The sequence below is a fragment of the Microbulbifer mixtoriginis (SeqCode) genome (genome assembly GCF_052467945.1).
Genome location: NZ_CP174328.1, coordinates 4,202,561 through 4,223,356, shown reverse-complemented (window position 1 = coordinate 4,223,356; position 20,796 = coordinate 4,202,561). Strand labels below are relative to the sequence as shown.

Sequence of the window (20,796 nt, the reverse complement as noted above, 5' to 3'; positions counted from 1 at the left end):
AATTTCAAATAAATTTAATCATTATTTGATGATATAACTCCTATTTTGCAATAAGCTCAAGTTCTGTTGTCCCGGGACGATTAATTTGTATTAAAAAGATTATTTGCGTTGTGCATTCACACAGACTCTCCACTTCAGTACCACTTTATTGCTTGTATAAAATTGCTCTCCTTTATTGCTCCCTTCTGTCCAATCCTGCCTTCAACAATCATCAAATTGAACAATAAGGTATAATCGACAGCTTAGTAACAGATGATTTATGCGCCAAAACGATACTAATCCCTCTTAAAATACATCAGACAAAACTCCAAACTGATACGTTTTTTTTCTTACAGTTATTAATCATAAGTAGCCCCTATGAAGTACCTAACAATTGATTCAAGAAGCATGAGTCGGGTTTGGAATCTTGCCTGGCCTATGATTCTTAGTAATATTTCAGTTCCTTTACTTGGGGCAGTAGATACCGCAATTCTCGGTCACCTTTCTTCGGCCGTTTACCTCTCTGGAGTAGCCATTGGCGCAAGTGTTATGACAATGCTGCTTTGGGCCTTCGGTTTTCTTCGCATGGGCACCACTGGTGTCGTTGCACGCAGTCAGGATGGTGGTGTTGAATGGTTGCTAAGAGCAATACTATTGGCAATGGCATTAGGGATACTACTTCAGATTATTACCTATCCTTTGCTAGACAATATTGTTGGTTGGATGAATGCCAGTAGTGCAGCCAGCCCGCATGCAGTGGCTTATTTACAGATTCGTCTGATAAGTGCTCCTCTTGCACTAGTTAACTTTGCCATACTGGGTTTCTTTATAGGCCGACAGGATAGCCGGGCTCCACTATATATTTTGCTAGCAGCAAATATACTCAATATCCTTTTGGATTTTCTTTTTATTCTCGGTCTTGGTTTAGGGGCAAAAGGCGCTGCGATAGCCACAGTTTGTGCCGACACTTTCGCCTTGCTGATGGGATTGTTTTTACTTAAGCGTGTTAATCCTAAAATTTGGATAGCATTAAAAAAGTGTCTTCAAACCCCTCAATTTCAACCATGGATAGAGTGGAAGCCTTGGTTTGAGTTACTACAAATCAATACAGATTTATTTATTCGCACCTGCCTGCTGTTATTAACATTTACATTCTTTACTGCTCAAGGGGCCGCCCAAGGAGACTCCACCCTTGCAGCCAATGCAATATTATTACAACTATTAATGATGACTTCTTACGCGCTGGATGGCTTTGCCCATGCAACTGAGGCATTAGTAGGTGAATCAATAGGAAAAAAATCAAAAAAACTATTTCAGGAAATGGTTAATGCCGCAGGCATTTGGGCTTTAGGAAGTGCACTCTTTATTACTCTATTGTTCCTATTTTGTCAGCCAATAATAATAAAGTTGTTTACAGATCTCTCTAGTGTGATCCAGCAAGTAAATAACGTTTATTGGTGGCTTTGCGCTCTGCCGCTATTAGCCGTATGGAGTTACCAACTTGATGGTGTTTTTATTGGCGCCGGAAAAAGCCGACAAATGCGCAATACTATGTTTATAGCTACTATTCTAATTTTTTTCCCAAGCTGGTGGTTAACTCGAGATTGGGGAAACCATGGTATATGGTTTAGTCTTTTTTTGTGGATTGGCGCACGATCTTTAGGCCTTGTTGCTTACTTTCGATACTACACTGTAACCGACACATGGATTAAGAAATAATTTAATACTTTTATAAATTAAGTTTTAGAGGGTTTCTGGCTTGTAATAAGCTGAATTATTCAGCTGAATACAGAATAGAGTAGTATGATACTGAATTTATATCGGAGATGATGTACAAAAATTGATTAGATTGAAAACCATTAGAAATCAATGTCTAAAAATTTTTCCGGAGTTTTGTTGATCTATGAAACTCATGGTTTCAGGAAATAAAAACAATAATCTCAGGATGACAAATATTGAGCGGGAACAATAATGTATTAATACCCGCTCACAATTTTTTAAAACCCCAAAGCTCTTATCTGCTTACTGACCAAAATCTGAGTGTAGTTGGAAAAGAACTCGCTTTCTCCTTGTAAAATTGCTCGATTCAAAATATCAATTTTGCTTCTTAGAGAGCGATCATAAAAATAAAGACTGCCACTACGCACAGTGTAAGCTTTCGGATTTTCGGCCATCAACTTATAAAAGGTTGATAATCTTTCAAGATATACATTGGCATTATTAAGTGAAAAATCCCCTTTCTGATAATAGTCCAGAATTTCTGTGTTTATTTGTTTTTGAATAAATGCTTTTTCTTCATCAGAAAATCTATAAACTTTCATCTGAGTACTTATATCACTGCGTAAATCTTTCAGGTATCTATCCGCTGCCTGTGCTGACTCTCTCAGTGCACCAATAGTTTTCTTACGTTTTCTCAGTGACTTTCTACTTTTAAACGTAGCAGCATCTGACATTTCAAATGAAGCGAGGTCGGCTAGCGGTCTGAAAATAGTAATATGTTGTAAATTGCTATTTCTTGTTAATTTATTACAGATATCGACAGCATACTCCCATTTCTTAAAGGATTTTCCCTCTAAAATCTTTTCCGGTAGCCCTTCGACACTCTCATTAAGTGATCGCTGCTGTTGCAGAACAAAGCCTGGATTCTTGTGCCAATCATTTGCCTGTAAACGAAATAGGCTGAGAAGTCCTTGGTTGACGCAACTGGCCAATAGATGTGAGGTCTGCTCCAGTTGCTGTTTCTGAATTTTTCGATAATGATTTAGGCCGTACAAGCCAGCAATAATTGCAATGGCAAGCACGGCTATAACTACAATTGCCTTTTTCACTACTTATTTTTTTTGGTAGGTTGAATAAATTTTATCGGTTCTTCACTCGCCTCTTTTCTCTGCCCAGTACTAACCCGGGTTAATAGCTCAGAAGACGCGGACTGCAGGCGTATTTCATCTTTAAATCCGCAGGAAACACACTCACGAAAATTTTTTCCATCCTCCTGGTAATTGACTATACGATCTATCTCGCTACAGCGTGGGCAAACAGCGCCAGCAATAAATCGTTTTTTGGACTTTTTGGAATGCCCACCGGAATTTTCCTGATCGACCATAGTTACTGCTCAACATGCATGACTTAACGGCCTTTTCAGGCCGGGCTGATATTTAATTCAAGCTGCTCAATACCTGAGTGACGCAATAGTGCATCAACATCGGGTTTTCTACCTCGGAATTCTACAAACAGGTCTAAAGCATCCCGGCTGCCACCCTGTTCGAGGATAGAATGCAAAAAACTCTCGCCAGTAGCACTGTCAAAAATACCCTTTTCTTCAAATAGTGAAAAGGCGTCTGCTGAGAGCACCTCTGCCCACTTATAGCTGTAATATCCTGCAGCGTAGCCACCGGCAAAAATATGGCTAAAACCATGCTGGAAGCGATTTTCCTTAGCCACGGGAACTACAGCCACCTCGGTGCGTACCTCTGACATTAGCTGCTGAATTTTCTGCGTATCCATCACTTCTTCACTGGCGTGAAGTCGAAAATCAAAAATTGCAAACTCCAGTTGTCGCACAGTGAACATGGCGGACTGGAAATTCTTTGCCGCAAGCATTTTTTCTAGTAATTCTGCAGGCAACGGCTCTCCAGTTTGGTAATTAGAAGAGATCATGGCGATCGCCTCAGGTTGCCAACACCAATTTTCCAGGAACTGGCTAGGCATTTCTACCGCATCCCAGGCCACACCATTGATACCCGAAACCGCCGCTATAGCAATTTGCGTTAGCATGTGATGCAGGCCATGGCCAAACTCGTGAAACAAGGTAGTGACTTCGTAATGTGTTAGCAGAGAGGGCATATCTCCCGCTGCGGGGCTAAAGTTACACACCAAATAAGCGATGGGCAGCTGCAAGCCCTCTTCACCTTGGCGACGTGTGGCAACAGTATCCATCCAGGCACCCCCACGCTTTTTCTCTCGCGCGAAGGCATCCAGATAAAAGCCCGCAATACGTTCACCATTGCGATAGAGCCAGAAAAACTGTACATCTTTATGCCAGGTTTCCACAGAAGTGTCTTCCTGCACAGCAACTCCAAAGAGCTTTTCCACTACGGCGAATAAACCTTCCAGAACCTTGGCATAAGGGAAGTAAGGGCGCAGCTCTTCTTGGCTAATGGCATAACGCTGCTGCTTGAGTTTTTCCGCAACCCAAGCAATATCCCAAGGTTGAAGCTCTTCTAACTTATACTCTTCGCGGGCAAATAAGCGTAGTTCAGCCATTTCCCGCTCGGCTGCGGGCTTGGCTCTCTTCGCCAGGTCATTGAGAAACTCCAATACGCCTTCGCAATCTGGCGCCATTTTACTGGCCAGAGACAACTCGGCGTAATTAGCCATTCCCAATAGCTGGGCCTGCTCTGCGCGAAGTGCCAAGATAGATTCCATCACTCCTGAATTGTCGAACTCTCCAGCGTTGGGCCCAACCTCAGAGGCACGGCTCACAAATGCGGTATGCACCAACCGGCGCAACTCTCGGTTCTCCGCATGAGTCATTACCGCCAAATAGCTCGGACCCTCTAGGGTGATCAACCAACCACTTTTGCCTTTTGTGTTTGCCGAACTTTTCGCCGCCGCTATAGCGGTTTCCGGCAAGCCAATTAAATCTGCCTCATCTTCCGTATGCCAGGTCCAGGCATTGGTAGCATCCAAAACATTGTTGGCGAACTGGCTGGAAAGTTCAGCCAGGCGCTTGCTATTGGCTGCAAAGCGCTCCCGAGCTTCACCCTCCAGGCCGACCCCACTTAATTCGAAATCCCGTAAACCCAACTCTACAGATTTCTTTTGCGGCTGCGGCCAGCTCACAAAATCAGGCGATGCCGCCAGCTGTTGATACACCTCGTACAATTCGCGGTTTTGCCCCTGCTCAGTCCAATAGGCAGTTACCTGAGCAAGCGCCGCTTCATAGGGCGCTCGCCATTCACCACTCAGTACACTGTTGAGATGACTGATCGGAGAGAAGGCCCGGTTGAGTTGATCCTGAACCTGTTCAAGTGGCTGCAAGGTGCTCTCCCAGCCAGGGTTCTCTAAGCCTCTTTGTAACTGCCCTTGGCAGTCTCCGATGAGTTTTGCAATTGCAGGCTCAACCTGCTCGGGCTGCAGCTGGGTGAACGGTGGCAGTAGAGGGATATTCAACAATGGATTGGACATACGGGACCCTGTGCTCGAAATAGGATACAGCTATGATAGAGGATTCATTGTACAGGAGCTTCTTTATGTCCCCACTGCGCAGCCACAACGATTCTGCGAGCGAGAAATCCCCGCAACTTGGCCATCGTGTTTTTGTTGACCCACAGTCAGCTGTGATTGGCGATGTCACGCTGGGTGATGATTGCTCCGTATGGCCAATGGCGGTGGTACGCGGGGATATGCATCGGATTCAGATAGGTCCCCGCACCAGTGTCCAAGACGGTGCAGTATTACATATCACCCATGCTGGGCCGTTTAATCCCGAGGGGTGGCCGCTGACAATCGGCGAAGACGTCACAATTGGCCACAAGGCCTGTCTGCATGGCTGTAGCATCGGCAACCGGATTTTGATCGGTATCGGCGCCATAGTACTCGACGGTGCGGTTATAGAAGACGAGGTCGTTTTAGCAGCCGGCGCGTTGGTACCACCAGGAAAAACCCTGGAGAGCGGTTATCTCTATGTGGGCTCCCCCTGCCGCAAAGCCCGCCCGTTATCCGACAAGGAAAAGGCGTTTTTTAGCTACTCTGCGCAAAATTATGTGAATCTGAAGGATCAATATCTCCGCCAGGATATTGAATAACTCATCGCCGGACGATTCGACACTCATGCTCAATCTGAATACTGATCAATTGCATACTTTTGTACGCGCCTGCGAGCTGGACTCTTTCTCCGCTGTTGCCCGCGAACAGGGGCGTGCTCAATCCTCGGTAAGTGCCTGTATTCAGAATCTTGAGCTGGACCTGGGACTCGCCCTTTTCGACCGTAGCGGAAAATTCCCACACCCCACAGCTGCGGCCATGGCCCTATTGCCGCTTGCCCGCCAAGCGCTGGGGCAGCTGCAGCGTTTTCAGCAGGCCGCGGACTCCTACCAGCGCGGCGAGGAACCCGTGCTGCGTATCCTGTTTGAGGAGTTGGTGATGCCCGATCGCCTCAACGATGTACTGGCAAGCTTCAGCCAGCGTTTTGCCCACACCCAGCTGCAACTGCGCAGTTCCAGTCATCATCAGGCAGTGCAAAGTATCGCCAAAGGCGAAGCCGATTTTGCGTTTGTGACAAGCGGCGGCAGCTACCCGGGCGCACTAGAGTTCAACACACTCGGACGCCAACAAATTCTCTGCCTGGCCACACCGGACCATCCACTGGCGCATCAGCAGCCTAGCTCTCTGCGTGAGGCCGCGCGCCACCGGCAAATAATCGCAGCCATGGAGGAGGGCCAACAACGCTGGCAGCTCTCGTCGCAGGTCTGGGTCTGCGACTCCCTGCTACAGGCCCTGGATCTGGCCTGCAAAGGCATAGGCTGGGTCAACGCGCCCTATGAGTTGGCTCGCCCTTTCCTCAAAAGTGGAAAACTGGTGGAGCTGAAACTCACCAGCGCACTGAGCGCCTGGAGCCTGGATGTCGACCTGTTGTGGTCGGCAAAAACAGCTCAAGGCAAAGCCGGCCTTTGGTTCGCCCGGGAAGCTCGGCGTCTGTACGGTAATTATTACAGCCCACCTATCGATAAGTCCGATGGTTATTAATTTTTATCTAACATCAATACCGATAAAACTTGGCTGCGGGACCGAGGAGGTCCGACTTTCTATCACCGGCAATAGGAGCCATAGAGATGACAGAACAGCAGCAGCTGCAAGAAATGGATGCCTTCTCCAAGAAATATCGCTACGACATGGAGTATCTAAAAGAGTTTTTACGCTCGTCTCCAAAGGGCTTTGAAAAATTTGTACAGTTCCAGCCCCTGTCGATGCACCGGGAATTCTTACCGCTGGAGGTTTTTTGGGTGAGCAAACTGGCCGCCATGCAGGTGGCGGACTGCGGTGCCTGCCTGCAATTGAATGTGCGCATGGCGTTGGAAGCCAATGTCGCTCCGCAATTGGTGAAGGCCTGCATTCAGGGCGGCAGTAATTTACCGGAGCCTCTCAAGGATATTTTTGACTTTGCCACCGCGCTGGCCAGTTACAAAAATATTGATCCGTTGTTGGACCAGCGGATCTCTGAGCAGCTGGATAAAAAACAGCGAATCGAGCTGGGCGTCAGCGTCGCCACCGCCTCTGTATATCCCACTATCAAGAGAGCTATGGGCCACACCCAGAGCTGTAGCCTTATCGAAATTGAGTTTGAGGCCTGATTGGAGCAGCCGCCGCAGTCACTTGCGGCGGTGCCTAACTGGCCTCAGTTACTTTACTTACCCTGTAGTCGCAGCAGCGCGGATGCGGCAATACCGCCAATAGCACAGGCGAGAACGATCACTAGCGGAGTCATAGTTCCCAGCACAAAAGCGCCATAGTCATAGCCACGCTGGGGCAGGAGGTAGAACAGCAAGAAAGCGGCAGGTAGCAGTGATAATAAAGCACCGCGCAATAGCCAAGCATTGCGCCAGGGGAGCAAGAACAACAGACCGCAGAGCCCACCCCAAACGATACGCTGGTATAGATAAGCGTTACTGAGGTGCGGTGCCAAGTCTACCCCCAACCAGCGGGTAAACCCGTAGCTGCCCATAGCCCACAGACCCAGGGCATAACAAAGGCCGCCGAAACAACCCACCGCAAAGCACATAGAGAGATTACGCAACCACTCGCGCACAACCAGCATCCTCTTAATTTTTGTTGTTATAACTTCAGCCGCATTAATCAGGCTGTTAGTGTTCGCCGCAACTGCGCCAACACCGGCTCAACACGGGGCTTCACCCCGCGCCATAAATAGAAGGCTTCCGCGGCCTGCCCCACCAGCATGCCGAGACCATCGGCTGCTTCAACCCCCAGTTCACGGGCCCAGTGTACAAAAGGCGTCGGCTTTGCACCGTAGACCATGTCATAGGCCCGACCAGTGCTTGTAAAAAGGTGTTCAGGCAGGGGGGGCAACTGGTTACCCAGGCTCGCCGAACTGGCATTGATAACCAGGTCAAAACCTCCACACAGCTGATCCAGTCCGCCTGCAGTCATAGCCCCATAGTGGGAAAACTCATCTGCCAACTGACAGGCTTTAGCGGCGGTGCGGTTAGCGATATGTAGCTGTGAGGGATGCTCAGCCAGCAGCGGCAATAGGGCTCCGCGGGCGGCGCCACCGGCCCCCAGAAGTAACACCCGCTTATCCTGAATTGTCCAACCCAGATTGTTGCGGATATCTGAAACCAAGCCGGCGCCATCGGTATTGTCGCCCAGCAGATTTCCACTCTCTCCGTATACCAGGGTGTTCACCGCACCGGCAGCGGCCGCGCGCTCGGTAAGCGCATCAGCCAGCTCGCAAGCTTCAAGCTTAAATGGCACTGTCACATTGAGGCCGCGCCCACCCTCGGCAAAAAAGGTTTGTACCGACTCAGTAAAACGATCGAGAGGGGCAAGTATCTTTTCGTATACCAGGTCCTCGCCGGTCTGGGCGGCAAAGGCGGCGTGAATTTGTGGAGACAGGGAGTGGTCGACGGGATTGCCTACCACTGCATAGCGGTCACTCACGACTGGGCCCTCTTGCGCGCCCTGACCGCCTCGCGGATCTTGGCACTTTCATCGACCAGTACTAAAGCGTCGACTTTAAGGCCCTGCTCGGTATCAGTGAGCAGGTAACGTGTGTGTGAACTGTAGAGTTCGAGGGTCTTATCGTCTTCTTCTCTGTGATATAACAGGGTCCAGCGTACACTGGCCAAGCTGCTGTAATCATTCAATTCGATGATTTCAGTGACAGTGCCGAGTATCTGGCATACCTCCAGGCGCTTATAAGCGTTGAGCAGCTTCTCAACCTGCTGCACGAAGGCGCCGCGATCTACCGCCAGTTTGTTGCCATCTTCACGGTAATAATGCAGAGGAAAACGGTAATAGTCCGCTATCTGTTCCGCATCCCCGGTCTCAAAGTGACGCCTGTAATCCAAAAATAGCGAGTTGATGGCTTCCAATCGCGTTTGTTGCACAGCGAACCTCCGTAGTGCCTGATCTGGGGTTATACCCAGTCCCTATGCGGCAGAAAATCCGTGTAGAGTTTTTCCTCCGCCGAACCTGCTTCTGGGTGCCAGTCGTATTTCCAACTCACCAGCGAGGGCAATGACATAAGGATAGATTCGGTGCGCCCACCACTCTGCAGGCCAAACAAGGTGCCGCGATCGAATACCAGGTTAAATTCCACATAACGGCCGCGGCGGTAAAGCTGGAAATCCCGCTCGCGTTCGCCGTAAGACGTATCCTTGCGCTTTTGAATAATGGGCAGGTAAGCATCCAAATAACTGTCACCCACGGCGCGAGTTAGGGCAAAAGCGTTTTCAAAACCACCTTCGTTAAAATCATCGAAGAAAAGGCCGCCTACTCCGCGGGCCTCATCGCGATGCTTCAGGTAAAAATACTTGTCACACCACTGCTTGAAGCGCGGATAGATCTCTTCACCAAAGGGCGCACAGGCGCTCTTTGCAGTATTGTGCCAATGCACCACATCCTCTTCGAAACCGTAGTAAGGAGTGAGGTCATAGCCCCCACCAAACCACCAGATCGGCTCGGCGCCAGGCTTTTTGGCCACGAACAGGCGCACGTTGGCATGACTTGTGGGTACATAGGGGTTGCGCGGGTGGATCACCAAAGAAACCCCCATCGCTTCGAAAGAGCAGCCAGCCAACTCTGGGCGGCTGGCCGTGGCAGAGGGCGGCAGGCCGTCACCATAGACGTGCGAGAAATTGACCCCACCTTTCTCGATTAAATTTCCCTCTTCCAACACCCGGGTTCTACCGCCCCCGCCGCCGGGCCTCTCCCAGGCGTCTTCGTGAAACTCCAGGCCGTCCTCGCTACCCAGCGCGCTGCAGATTCGATCCTGTAGATCCAGCAGGTAGCCCTTTACTTCCTTGGTATCAATATCACTCATTGGGAAACACTAACTCGTTTTAAAGAATTCATCCGCCCGCCCGCAACTGCTCTCCGCTGAGCAGGTCGCGAATCTCACTAGGGGAATTTCGGCCCCCGGTGGAACCACCGCCGACAAAGTCGAGGGCATCACCAAAATAGCGAAGTACCTGGTACTTGTGCCGGGCAGGTTGACACCCCGCCGGATTGGCAGAAGTGGATACGATAGCACCGCCAAAAGCCCTTGTTAACGCAGCGGTAAAAGAGTGGTCGGTATGACGCAGGGCCACTGCGGGATGGGCGCCACAGACCCAATAGGGTATGCGGTCGCGATGGGGCACCAGCCAGGTCACGGGTCCAGGCCAGGTTTCCCGCATCTTTTCGCGCTGCTCGGCGCTGAGTGGGTCGAGCAGCTGACTAAAACTTTCCTCCTCACCGGAAACCAGGATCAGACCCTTTTCCAGTGGGCGGTTCTTCAGGCGCAGCAGGCGCCTTACGGCCTGCAGATTATTTGGATCACAGGCGAGGCCCCACACGGACTCGGTGGGGTGCGCGATAACACCACCCGCCGCAAGAGCACGGGCAGCCTTCTGTACAGCAAGCGGAGAGTACCTCATGACAGTATCGCTGCTACTTCGCTTCGCACTGTTGAATGTCTAACTTCTCCTGTACACCGAAGGCGGCTTTCATAACTGGCAGATCGGGGCCGGCCCCCATCAGGATCGCTACAAAAGGCTTGCTCATTTCAACTCTCTCAACTGTCAAAGTAGGGACAAGCGCCAAAATCTAGCGGATTGCGCAGCCGCGCACAAGATGTTGCCAAACGTCTCCACAGAAGCTGTGGTTTATCGACAACCCTTCTTTAAATGATCGGTAATGAAACTTTTGCCCAGCTCACAATGCGGCTTTAACACCAGCAGCATAATCCGGATGCACCTTGTGAAACTCAGTCAATTGTCGCTGTACTATCTCATCCGGAACTCCGGCCATGGCTCTGGCAATATTGCCAAAGAGTCTCTGTTTTTCGGCGTCATCAAAAAGATTGAAAAGCGCCCGCACTTGGCCGTAATTATCGTTGCCCTCGCGATGATCGTAGCGATCGGCAGCACCGGAAAGCTTTAGTGGCGGCTCCTTGGCACTGGGGTCTTGCTGCGGGCCGTTGAAACTGTTGGGTTCGTAATAGGCATCGGGATTGCCTGTGCGAATCCCGCTGGTATTCATCTCGCCGTCTCGATAGTAGTTATGCACTGGGCATTGAGGTGCATTTACCGGAAGACTCTCATAGTGAGTACCCAAACGGTGGCGATGGGCATCGGCATAGGAAAACACTCGTGCCTGTAGCATTTTATCTGGGGAGAAACTAATGCCCGGTACTACGTTTGAGGGAGAGAAGGCTGCCTGTTCCAGTTCGGCAAAATAATCCTCGGGGTTGCGATTCAACTCCATTTCGCCAATCTCAATCAGCGGGTAATCCCCATGTGGCCACACTTTGGTGAGATCGAAAGGGTTGTAATTTGTCTTGGCAGCATCGGCCTCGGGCATTACTTGTAGCTGTAGACTCCACTTGGGATAGTCACCCTTCTCAATCGCACCAAACAGGGCTTCCTGATAACTCTCGCGAGTGCGGCCAATCACTGACTCCGCTTCGGCATCGGTATGAAATTTGTGCCCCTGGCGGGTCTTGAAATGGAACTTCACCCAGAAGCGCTCGCCGGCACTGTTCCACAGAGAGTAGGTGTGGGAGCCGTAACCATTCATATGCATAGGTGAAATTGGCAGGCCGCGATCTGAAAACAGGATCGTAACTTGGTGCAGGCTCTCTGGAGATAGCGACCAAAAATCCCACATGGCTGTAGGGGAGCGTAAATGCGTGCGGGGATGACGTTTTTGCGTGTGGACAAAATCGGGAAACTTATAGGGGTCGCGTACAAAGAAGACCGGGGTGTTATTGCCCACCAGATCCCAGTTGCCGTCTTCTGTATAAAACTTGAGGGCAAAGCCGCGCACATCGCGCTCGGCATCCGCCGCCCCCAACTCTCCGGCTACAGTGGAGAAGCGGGCTATCATTGGTGTTTCAGCACCGGGCTGCAATACCTTGGCGCAGGTGAACTTGGCAATATCTCCGCTAATCCGCAGAGTACCGTAAGCTCCCCAGCCCTTGGCATGTACCGTGCGTTCGGGAATCCGCTCACGATTTTGATGAGCGAGCTTCTCCAGCAGTTGATAATCCTGCATCAATAGGGGGCCACGCGGTCCGGCGCTAAGGCTGTTTTGGTTATCCGCGATGGGTGCGCCAGCATCCGTGGTGAGCTTGGAATTATTCGCCATGACTTGCCTCCTGTGTTCGAGTCCACAGAGTATTAACGCAGCGCTTTGACTTCGCGAATCGCTCGGCGGCTGGTCCTTCAGGGGAGGATTCAGGTGGCCACGCCTTCTTTCTGGAGACAACAGGCTGCTCCCTGAGCCGTCAATTGATACCCACCGGGCAGCTGCTCCAATAGCTCTAGCAACTCCATTTGCAATAGCAGCGCCATCAGTTCACCCGCCGGCTCCCCAGTATCCACAGCCAACTGCTCGATACTGCGAAGCCCTCCCTGCAGGGCTAATAACACTGACAGCTGGTGATTATCCAGCGGGGTATTGCTTAGGGGCTCACTATCCGCAGGCTCCGCTAACAGCCCCCCCAGTTGCCCGGCGATATCTGCGCTGGTCTCCACCAATGTTGCCCCCTCGCGAATCAGGTGGTGACAGCCCCTGGCCATCGGGTTGTGGATGGAGCCGGGGATAGCGAAAACCTCTCGATTTTGCTCCAACGCCAGCCGCGCAGTGATCAGCGACCCCGATCGCATCGCAGCCTCCACTAGCAGCACTCCCATAGAGAGCCCACTGATAATCCGGTTGCGACGCGGGAAGTTTTTCGCCTCAGCGCTACTGCCGAGTGGAAGTTCGCTGACAATGGCGCCACCCGCGCTCAGGATTTCTTCCGCCAGGGCGCGGTTCTGACGCGGATAGACGGAGTCGACACCGCTGCCCAGCACCGCAATCGTGGCTCCCTGTCCCCGCAAAGCACCCTGGTGCGCGGCCGCATCTACCCCCAGTGCTAACCCCGAGGTGATGGCAAAACCGGATCCGGCGAGCTCCATGGCAAAACTGCGGGCGTTATCCAGGCCAGAAGTCGTGGCGCGACGCGCACCGACAATAGCGATTTGGGGCAAGGTGAGAGCAGCAGCTTCGCCCCGCACATAGAGTATTGGCGGTGGTCGCGAGATCTCTGCGAGCAAATTCGGGAAACCTGCATCACCGTGGTACAGCAGCTGCACGCCGATTTGTGCACAGCGGGCGCGCTCGGCTGCCACCCACTCCAACAATTCGCTCTGGAGGCCAAGACGACAACAATCACGCCACTGGGATTGGGCCCGCGGCGGTAGTTTGCTCAACAAAGTTGGGGGGAATTGCAGTAGGGCCCGATCGGGGCTGCCAAAATGCTCTAGCAGCTGCCAGTAGCGGGCGGGGCCCAGGCCCTCTAAACGCAGCAGGGCCATGCTGGCGGTCAACGCATCCATGCGGGCTCACCATTTTGTCTGTTTTACAGGAAGGGTTGTTTTCAGATTTGCGGCGCTCCAAACAGCAAGAGGCACCGCTCGATTTCAATACTTATTTAGGGGTTGCGCACCGAGTCCATCACCGCCAAAGGGCGATCAGCTTCGAGAATAAGCGCCAGGCTCATCTTTTCAAAAGTGCGGAAAACCATCATCTCACCAGCGCGCTCATCCGGCAGTTTCACGCTGTCTCCGGCGATACGATCGCGCACTAAAGAACCGCGCTTATAAACTGCCATCACATTGCCAGGCACTATGCCATCGCGCTCACCCAGGTTGAGGATAACTACGTCGAATTTACCAATCTGAGTCACACCCTCATCGACACCAACAATCAAGCCATTCACTGTCACGGCCGGGGCACTGGGGTGAAAGAGTGCATCGATAGAGCGCTCTTCCACCGGCATCAAATGATCCTCGAGACGGATCTCGCGGGCGGTGCTGGCCACGCCCAGGGTGGCGACGGAGAATCCAGGGCGGTTATCCGGGTCCAGCTGTAGCAAATCCACTTCACCTATCCCAAGAGCCTGGCGTCCTAGAGTCTCATTGCTGACGGGGTCCACATACACCGGGCCCGGGCGGTAGAGACCGTAGGAGGCCAGGGGCACTTCAAAATCACCGCGTGCGTAGATGGTATCGCCGGCACCCATCAGAATGTGGTTATCGGAACCGGACACAATATAGGGCGTACCCTCGAAGGCATTGGGCTCGACGATACGGGTGCGCGAGAGGAAGGCATTGATGGCATCGAGGGGAATCGCCGGAATCGCATCCTCCACGGCTTCGCGACGGATCTGCGGCGTTAAGCGGTTACCATTAACACCGGGGGACAATTGATAAGCCCGCGGGCCGCGCTGCAGCTGCAGTTGCGGTTGGCCATTCACATACACCAGGCGCAGGCTGTCGCCGGGGTAAATCAAGTGAGGGTTTTCAACCTGGGGGTTTACTTGCCAGATCTCCGGCCAATACCAGGGCTGTACCAGAAATTCACTGGAGATATCCCAGAGGGTATCGCCCTTTTGCACAACATAGGCATCCGGATGGCTGGGGTTCAGGCGCACCTGATCCTGCGCTTGGGTGCCAAGGGCGACCGCCAACATCGAGACGGCGGCCAGGATTATTTTTTTCATGGAAGCATTCCTATGCTCTTTATCGCTATAATTCTCAGCGCCGAACCACCCTTCTATAGGAAATGTGGCCGACCTCGGGCGCAAGGCGCCAGCGAAAATCGGGGTCCACTCGGTAAATATTGAGCGCGATCATAATGTTATCAGCGCACGTTCAACGAATACTAGAAGTTTGTCACAGGTGTTATGGCTAAACTCGAGATACTGGAATTTCCCGATCCGCGCCTGCGTGAGATCGCCAAACCCGTCGCAGAAGTTACCGACGCGCACCGTCAACTGCTGGACGACATGTTCGAAACCATGTACGCCGCACCTGGCATAGGCCTCGCCGCCACCCAGGTCAATGTGCACGAGCGCGTCGTGGTGGTGGATATTTCCGAAGACAGCAGCGAGCCGTACGGATTTATCAACCCGGAGATCGAAGTACTGGACCCGGAGATCCACCAGTACGACGAGGGTTGCCTGTCGGTACCCGGTTTCTACGAGACGGTAGAACGCCCGCGCAGGGTGCGCGTCAAGGCGCTGGATCGCAACGGCGAACCTTTTGCCATAGAGGCAGAGGGGCTGCTGGCAGTGTGTATCCAGCACGAAGTTGACCACCTGGATGGCAAACTGTTCGTGGATTACATCTCCCCACTCAAGCGCAACCGCATTCGCTCCAAGCTGGAAAAGTCCCAGCGCCGACGCGCCTGATCTATAAGAACTGGCCGCCGGCTGGCCCGGCGCCATCTCCACCCCTCGATCTGAGAATCCGCCAGTGAATATCATTTTTGCCGGCACGCCGGACTTTGCCGCCGTGCACCTGCAGGCGCTGCTCGACAGCGACCACACTGTCATCGCCGTTTACACCCAACCGGACAGGCCGGCGGGGCGCGGTAAGAAACTACTGGCCAGCCCGGTCAAGCAGCTGGCCCTCTCCCACGATATCCCCGTTTATCAACCTCAGAGCCTGCGCGACCAGGCAGCTCAGGAAGAGCTGGCGGCACTCGGCGCCGATATCATGGTGGTGGTGGCCTATGGACTGATCCTGCCGCAAGCAGTGCTGGACACCCCGCGACTGGGCTGTATCAACGTACACGCCTCCCTGCTACCGCGCTGGCGCGGCGCCGCTCCCATTCAGCGCGCCGTCGAGGCGGGAGACAGCCACAGCGGTGTGGCAATCATGCAAATGGAAGCCGGGCTTGATACGGGTCCGGTACTGGTGGAGCGCCGCTGTGACATTACTGAGAAAGATACGGGAGGCAGCCTACACGACAAGCTCGCCGAACTCGGTGGCCCGGCTCTGATTGAAGCCCTAGCGCAGCTAGCCTCAGGCGTCGCCAAGCCGGTGGCTCAAGATGATGCTACAGCCAATTACGCTAATAAAATCAGCAAAGAGGAAGCGCGCATCGACTGGCAGCGCCCGGCGCAAGAACTGCAGCGCCAGATCCGCGCCTTCAATCCCTTCCCGGTGTGTTGGACTACCTATAGCGAAAGTAAAGGCGAGCAACGCCTGCGTATCTACAGCGCCAGCCTGGAACGCGGCTGCCACAGCGATACGCCCGGTACCATTCTAGCCAGCGATGACGAAGGTATTCTGGTGGCCTGTGGTCGCGAAGCCCTGCGTCTGCAAGTACTTCAGCTACCCGGTAAAAAAGCGCTGCCCGCAGCGGAAATTTTGAAAGGCTACCGGGCGCTGTTCACTCCCGGAGCACAATTGGGATCACTATGAATAGAGATGTACGCGCCGAAGCAGCCCGAGTAGTAGCCGCACTACTGGAAGCGCAAGGTTCACTGGCACGCCTGTTACCTAAAGCCGAAGACAAGGTTGAGGAGCGCGACCGCGCCCTGCTCCGCGAGCTGTGCTACGGCAGTGCTCGCACCGCCCCGCGCCTGCAACTGATCGCTACCAAGCTACTGCGCAAAACCCCCAGCGATAGCCTGGTGAGTGCACTGATCCTGCTGGGCCTGTATCAACTGGAATACACCCGTATCCCCGATCACGCTGCTATCTCTGCCACGGTCAATGCCGCCCGCAGTCTCAAGCTGGATCGCGCCACTGGCCTGATCAACGGCGTACTGCGCAACGCTTTACGCGAACGCGAGCGTTTGCAGCGAAAATTGTCCGGCAACCCCCAGTTCAGCTCTATGCACCCCGCCTGGATGCAACAGGCGATCAAAGCCGCCTGGCCAGTGCAAGCGTCGGAGATTTTTCGCGCTAACAATACCAATCCCCCCATGACCTTGAGGGTCAACAGCGCGCGCATTTCCCGCGAGGATTACCTGCAGCAGCTCGACGAGACCGGTCTGTCCGCCGAGGCCTGTACCCTCTCTCCGGTTGGCATCACCCTGCTCGAAGCAGTACCTGTGGGAATTCTGCCCGGTTTTGCCGAGGGCCTGGTGAGTGTACAAGATGAATCCGCCCAGCTGGCAGCGCAACTACTGGCACCCTGTGAAGGCGAGCGGGTGCTGGATGCCTGTGCCGCGCCGGGAGGCAAAAGCTGCCATCTATTGGAGCAGCAGCCCGCTATAGAATTGAGTGCCCTCGATATCGAGGAGGAGCGACTTGATCGGGTGCAGGAAAACCTCGAACGTTGCGGCCTCTCCGCACAGTTAATTTGCGCCGATGCGGCTGCGCCGGATGCCTGGTGGGATGGACAGCAGTATGACCGTATTCTGCTCGATGCACCCTGCTCTGCCACCGGGGTGATTCGCCGTAACCCGGATATCAAACTGCTGCGCCGGGCCGAGGATATCGCCGAGCTGGCCAAGCTGCAGGCAGAAATTCTGCGCGCCACCTGGGCACTGCTCAAACCCGGTGGCAGTCTGTTATACGCCACCTGTTCAGTGTTACCAGCCGAAAATAGTGAAGTTGTCGCCGCCTTCGTTGCGGAGACCGACGATGCGAGCGACAATACCCCGCAACTGCTGCACGGTAAGTCCTGGGGTGAAAAACAAGTTGCTGGAATGCAACTGTTACCCCATAACGGTGGCGGCGACGGTTTCTACTACGCTCTGCTCAGCAAGGCCGAATAACAGCAGCGCTAGCCGCGAGTCTCATCCGATATGAAAATTGTCATTCTCGGCGCCGGCCAAGTGGGCGGCTCACTGGCGGAGGCTCTGGCTTCCGAGCGCAATGATATTGTGCTGGTGGACAGCGACGAAAAAACCCTGCGCGAGTTGCGTGATCGCATTGATATTGGCGTGGTTAACGGCCACGCCTCCCATCCCGATGTGCTGATGAATGCCGGCATTGAGGATGCCGATATTCTGGTGGCGGTCACCAATAACGATGAAACCAATATGGCAGCCTGCCAGATTGCCCATTCATTGTTCCGTGTGCCCACCAAGATCGCGCGTGTGCGAGCCTCTTCTTATCTGCAGTACCCCGAGTTATTCGACAACCAGGCGATTCCCATCGACGTTTTGATCAGCCCCGAGCAGCTGGTTTCCGAATATATCGCACGCCTGATGGAACACCCCGGCGCGCTGCAGGTGCTGGATTTCGCCGGCGGTCGTGTGCAGCTGGTCACTGTATTGGCAGTTCAGGGCGGTCCTCTGGTAGGCCATCAGCTGCGCTATCTGCGCGAGCACATGCCCAAGGTGGATACCCGTGTGGCGGCCATCTACCGACGCAACCGGCCGATCATTCCCCAGGGGGACACGGTGCTCGAGGCCGGCGACGAGGTATTTTTTATCGCCGCACGCGCCGATATCCGTGCGGTAATGAGCGAGTTGCGCCGCCTGGAACACGGTTATAAGCGCGTGGTAATTGCCGGTGGTGGCAATATTGGCCTGCGGCTCGCAACCAAATTGGAAAACCGCTACTCGGTTAAAATTATTGAGCGCAGCCATGAACGCTGCGTATTTTTATCCGAGGAGCTGTCTCACACCATTATCTTGCACGGCAGCGCCTCGGACCAGGAGCTGTTGCTGGAAGAAAATATTGAGGACACCGATGTTTTCCTCGCACTCACCAACGATGACGAAGCTAACATCATGTCATCGCTACTGGCCAAACGCCTGGGCGCGCGCAAGGTGATGACCCTGATCAACAACCGCGCCTACGTGGACCTGGTGCAAGGCGGTGAAATCGATATTGCCATTTCGCCCCAGCAAAATACTATCGGCAGCCTGCTCACCCATGTGCGCCGCGGCGATATGGTTAATGTGCACTCCCTGCGTCGCGGTGCCGCCGAGGCGATCGAAGTTGTCGCCCACGGCGACGAGCGCACCTCCAAGGTGGTGGGAAAGAAAATCGAGGATATCGATCTGCCCGAGGGCGCCTCCATCGGTGCCATAGTGCGCGAAACAGAAAATGGCAGCGAAGTTTTGATGGCGCACGACGATGTAATTGTGCAAAGCGACGATCACGTGATTGTATTCCTGGTGGATCGCCGCCAAACACGCCATGTGGAGCAGTTGTTCCAGGTTGGCTTCGGCTTTTTCTAAATCATATTTTTTATTGAATAGTCCGGCGATTACAAACTCCGCCGTCCATATATATAAAGTAACAACAGATAACAGGCTGACAGGCGCCAATGCGAATTGCGGTAATTGCGCGAGTTTTCGGAATTCTCCTCACTGTGTTCAGCCTGACACTGCTGCCACCGATCGCCGTGTCCCTGTGGTATGAGGACCATACCCACAACGCCTTCGTTATTGCCTTTGTGATCACTCTGGTGACCGGCTTGTTTATGTGGCTGCCGGTGCACGACCTGCGCCAGGATCTGCGCACCCGCGACGGCTTTGTGGTGACTTCGCTATTCTGGCTAATCCTCGGCAGCTTCGGCTCCCTGCCGTTTATTATTAGTCCGCAGCCGGACCTGAGTATTACCGATTCTATTTTTGAATCGATTTCCGGGCTCACCACCACTGGCGCCACCGTAATTACCGGCCTGGACTCCCTGCCTCCAGCCATCCTCTACTACCGCCAGCAGCTGCAGTGGTTTGGTGGTATCGGCGTAATTGTTATTGCACTGGCAATCCTGCCCATGCTCGGCATCGGTGGTATGCAGCTGTACAAGGCGGAAATACCCGGCCCAGTGAAAGATACCAAGCTGACACCGCGCATCGCCGAGACGGCGCGGGCACTGATCGTAATTTATGTAATCCTGACCATTCTGTGCGGCATCGGTTACTGGTGGGCGGGCATGACCGTGTTCGATGCCGTGGGACACGCTTTCTCCACCGTGGCTAACGGCGGCTTTTCCACCCACGATGCCAGTATGGGCTTCTACGCTCACAACCGGGCCATTATGGTGATCTGCATTATTTTCATGTTCACCGCGGCGATTAACTTTGGCCTGCATTTTTATGCCTTCCGCAATAAAACCCTCAAACACTACTGGCGCGATTCCGAATTTCGTTTCTACGTAATGCTGATTTTGGGGGCCGGCCTGTTGATCAGCTGTTATCTGTGGATTCTGAATATCTTCTCACCAGGCAACAGCCTGCTACACGGTTTCTTCCAGGTGGTTTCTATCAGTACCACTGCCGGCTTTGCCTCTGAAAACTTTTCCGCCTGGCCGGTATTCCTTCCCTACGCATTGCTTCTTCTGGGTATTCTCGGCGCCTGTGCCGGCTCTACCTCTGGTGGTATCAAAGCGGTACGCGGCATGTTGATTATGAAATCCGGTATGCGCGAATTAAATCGACTGGTGCACTCCAATGCGGTGATACCCATTAAGATCAACCGCAAGATCGTACCCGATCGGGTAACCGATGCTGTGTGGGGCTTTTTTGCCGTCTATGTGCTGTCGTTTTTTATTCTCTCGATTATTGTGATTGCCACCGGCGAAGATTTCGTCACCTCTGTGACAACGGTGGCCTCCTGCCTGAGCAATATCGGCCCGGCTCTGGGTGAGGCAGCATCTCACTACGGTTCAGTCAATGAGGTGGCCAAGTGGTTTCTGATCCTCGCCATGCTGATGGGACGCCTGGAAATTTTCACCCTGCTGGTGCTCTTAACTCCCGCCTTTTGGCGCCACTAATTTGGCGCCAACGCCGCAAGTCAGATCGAATAGCAATATTTTTTAGTTTCTGCCACAGTTGTTCTTTACAGGAAGTAATCA

At 53.2% G+C, this 20,796-nt stretch carries 20 protein-coding genes; 9 read left to right on the top strand and 11 right to left on the bottom strand.

Going from position 1 to position 20,796, the window contains the following annotated elements; genetic code table 11:
- Positions 1 to 357 precede the first annotated feature (357 nt).
- Positions 358 to 1,698, top strand: coding sequence for an MATE family efflux transporter (locus tag ACJJIJ_RS18340; RefSeq protein ID WP_444938097.1), 1,341 nt, complete (start codon positions 358 to 360; stop codon positions 1,696 to 1,698).
- A gap of 278 nt (positions 1,699 to 1,976) precedes the next feature.
- On the opposite strand, the gene ACJJIJ_RS18335 is transcribed toward ACJJIJ_RS18340, so the two are convergent.
- Genes ACJJIJ_RS18335 through ACJJIJ_RS18325 form a run of 3 tightly spaced genes read right to left on the bottom strand, consistent with a single transcriptional unit; the run spans position 1,977 to position 5,166 of the window.
- On the bottom strand, positions 1,977 to 2,807 hold the full coding sequence (locus ACJJIJ_RS18335) for a hypothetical protein (RefSeq protein WP_444938096.1): 831 nt from the start codon (positions 2,805 to 2,807) through the stop codon (positions 1,977 to 1,979).
- Entirely contained in the window at positions 2,807 to 3,082 is a 276-nt protein-coding gene (locus tag ACJJIJ_RS18330; RefSeq protein ID WP_444938095.1) for a YheV family putative zinc ribbon protein, read from the bottom strand. Before ACJJIJ_RS18330 ends, ACJJIJ_RS18335 begins: the two co-directional genes overlap by 1 nt.
- 35 nt (positions 3,083 to 3,117) lie before the next feature.
- Positions 3,118 to 5,166, bottom strand: a complete 2,049-nt coding sequence (locus ACJJIJ_RS18325) for a M3 family metallopeptidase (RefSeq protein ID WP_444938094.1) — start codon at positions 5,164 to 5,166, stop codon at positions 3,118 to 3,120.
- A gap of 65 nt (positions 5,167 to 5,231) precedes the next feature.
- Here ACJJIJ_RS18325 and ACJJIJ_RS18320 point away from each other — a divergent pair, with 65 nt between their 5' ends.
- From ACJJIJ_RS18320 to ACJJIJ_RS18310, 3 genes are all read left to right on the top strand, one after another.
- A complete protein-coding gene (locus ACJJIJ_RS18320) occupies positions 5,232 to 5,786 on the top strand; it encodes a gamma carbonic anhydrase family protein (protein WP_444938093.1) in 555 nt (184 codons plus the stop codon).
- Positions 5,787 to 5,811: 25 nt separating this feature from the next.
- Complete coding sequence (locus ACJJIJ_RS18315; RefSeq protein ID WP_444883283.1) at positions 5,812 to 6,726, top strand: LysR family transcriptional regulator; 915 nt, start codon at positions 5,812 to 5,814, stop codon at positions 6,724 to 6,726.
- Between the two features lie 86 nt (positions 6,727 to 6,812).
- The gene (locus tag ACJJIJ_RS18310) at positions 6,813 to 7,331 is read left to right on the top strand and encodes a hypothetical protein (RefSeq protein WP_444938092.1); all 519 of its coding nucleotides are present in this window, start codon (positions 6,813 to 6,815) and stop codon (positions 7,329 to 7,331) included.
- 53 nt (positions 7,332 to 7,384) lie between these two features.
- Here the strand turns inward: ACJJIJ_RS18310 and ACJJIJ_RS18305 are convergent, their stop codons facing one another.
- From ACJJIJ_RS18305 to ACJJIJ_RS18270, 8 genes are all read right to left on the bottom strand, one after another.
- Positions 7,385 to 7,795 (bottom strand): hypothetical protein, encoded by a 411-nt coding sequence (locus ACJJIJ_RS18305; protein WP_444903523.1) that lies wholly within the window; start codon positions 7,793 to 7,795, stop codon positions 7,385 to 7,387.
- Between the two features lie 38 nt (positions 7,796 to 7,833).
- Positions 7,834 to 8,655: a shikimate dehydrogenase gene (aroE, locus tag ACJJIJ_RS18300; protein ID WP_444903522.1), complete on the bottom strand. Its 822-nt coding sequence runs from the start codon at positions 8,653 to 8,655 to the stop codon at positions 7,834 to 7,836.
- On the bottom strand, positions 8,652 to 9,104 hold the full coding sequence (locus ACJJIJ_RS18295; RefSeq protein ID WP_444938091.1) for a DUF6841 family protein: 453 nt from the start codon (positions 9,102 to 9,104) through the stop codon (positions 8,652 to 8,654). The genes aroE and ACJJIJ_RS18295 overlap by 4 nt, the downstream gene beginning before the upstream one ends.
- A gap of 29 nt (positions 9,105 to 9,133) precedes the next feature.
- Entirely contained in the window at positions 9,134 to 10,039 is a 906-nt protein-coding gene (gene hemF / locus ACJJIJ_RS18290) for an oxygen-dependent coproporphyrinogen oxidase (protein WP_444883280.1), read from the bottom strand.
- A gap of 28 nt (positions 10,040 to 10,067) precedes the next feature.
- Entirely contained in the window at positions 10,068 to 10,634 is a 567-nt protein-coding gene (gene tsaC / locus ACJJIJ_RS18285) for an L-threonylcarbamoyladenylate synthase type 1 TsaC (RefSeq protein ID WP_444883279.1), read from the bottom strand.
- Between the two features lie 277 nt (positions 10,635 to 10,911).
- Entirely contained in the window at positions 10,912 to 12,345 is a 1,434-nt protein-coding gene (locus tag ACJJIJ_RS18280; RefSeq protein WP_444938090.1) for a catalase, read from the bottom strand.
- Between the two features lie 89 nt (positions 12,346 to 12,434).
- Complete coding sequence (gene dprA / locus ACJJIJ_RS18275) at positions 12,435 to 13,580, bottom strand: DNA-processing protein DprA (protein ID WP_444938089.1); 1,146 nt, start codon at positions 13,578 to 13,580, stop codon at positions 12,435 to 12,437.
- Between the two features lie 95 nt (positions 13,581 to 13,675).
- Positions 13,676 to 14,746, bottom strand: coding sequence for a LysM peptidoglycan-binding domain-containing protein (locus ACJJIJ_RS18270; RefSeq protein WP_444938088.1), 1,071 nt, complete (start codon positions 14,744 to 14,746; stop codon positions 13,676 to 13,678).
- 183 nt (positions 14,747 to 14,929) lie between these two features.
- On the opposite strand from ACJJIJ_RS18270, the gene def reads away from it, so the two are divergent.
- The 5 genes from def (at position 14,930) to ACJJIJ_RS18245 (ending at position 20,715) form a co-directional block, all read left to right on the top strand.
- Positions 14,930 to 15,436: a peptide deformylase gene (def, locus tag ACJJIJ_RS18265; RefSeq protein ID WP_444887632.1), complete on the top strand. Its 507-nt coding sequence runs from the start codon at positions 14,930 to 14,932 to the stop codon at positions 15,434 to 15,436.
- Positions 15,437 to 15,500: 64 nt separating this feature from the next.
- Positions 15,501 to 16,454 carry a methionyl-tRNA formyltransferase gene (gene fmt / locus ACJJIJ_RS18260; protein WP_444938087.1) on the top strand — a complete coding sequence of 318 codons (954 nt, stop codon included), beginning with the start codon at positions 15,501 to 15,503 and terminating at the stop codon, positions 16,452 to 16,454.
- Positions 16,451 to 17,758 carry a 16S rRNA (cytosine(967)-C(5))-methyltransferase RsmB gene (rsmB, locus tag ACJJIJ_RS18255; protein WP_444938086.1) on the top strand — a complete coding sequence of 436 codons (1,308 nt, stop codon included), beginning with the start codon at positions 16,451 to 16,453 and terminating at the stop codon, positions 17,756 to 17,758. Before fmt ends, rsmB begins: the two co-directional genes overlap by 4 nt.
- A gap of 30 nt (positions 17,759 to 17,788) precedes the next feature.
- Complete coding sequence (trkA, locus tag ACJJIJ_RS18250; RefSeq protein ID WP_252083983.1) at positions 17,789 to 19,174, top strand: Trk system potassium transporter TrkA; 1,386 nt, start codon at positions 17,789 to 17,791, stop codon at positions 19,172 to 19,174.
- 89 nt (positions 19,175 to 19,263) lie between these two features.
- Positions 19,264 to 20,715 carry a TrkH family potassium uptake protein gene (locus tag ACJJIJ_RS18245; RefSeq protein WP_252083982.1) on the top strand — a complete coding sequence of 484 codons (1,452 nt, stop codon included), beginning with the start codon at positions 19,264 to 19,266 and terminating at the stop codon, positions 20,713 to 20,715.
- Positions 20,716 to 20,796: the final 81 nt, after the last annotated feature.